This window comes from Mesorhizobium sp. M7A.F.Ca.AU.002.02.1.1, assembly GCF_003998535.1.
Classification (GTDB): domain Bacteria; phylum Pseudomonadota; class Alphaproteobacteria; order Rhizobiales; family Rhizobiaceae; genus Mesorhizobium; species Mesorhizobium ciceri.
Window position 1 is genome coordinate 1 of the sequence record NZ_RZPB01001469.1, and the last position, 496, is coordinate 496.

General features: G+C 60.3%; 1 protein-coding gene. It reads left to right on the forward strand.

Features of this window, described 5'->3' with window-relative positions:
* On the forward strand, positions 1-496 hold a 496-nt coding region (locus tag EN879_RS38415; protein WP_127274833.1), incomplete at both ends, for an aldehyde dehydrogenase family protein.

Consider the following 496-nt stretch of genomic DNA (forward strand, 5'->3'; position numbering starts at 1 on the left):
GATACAGCGTGTGCCGGTAGGCGTCGTCGCCGCCATCATTCCGTGGAATTACCCGAGCGCCCTGGTCAGCCGAAAGGTGGCGCCCGCCATGATCGCCGGCGACACCATCGTCCTGAAACCGCATGAAGACACGCCACTTTCGGCGCTCGAAATGGCTCGCATCTTTGTCGAAGCGGGCGTGCCAGCCGGCGTCGTGAACATCATAACGGGACGAGGTGAAACCATAGGCGAAGTGCTCTGCACGGAACCCGGCGTCGACCTCATCACCATGACCGGAAGCGTACCGACCGGCAAGCGCATCATGGCGAATGCTTCGCGCAATCTGACACCTGTTTCGCTGGAGCTTGGCGGCAAGGCGCCATTCATCGTCCTGGCTGATGCCGATCTCGACCTGGCGGTTCGTTCCGCAGCCACGTCGCGCTACATGAATTGCGGACAGGTCTGCATATGCAACGAACGCACGCTCGTTCACCGTTCGATTTACGATCAATTCGTC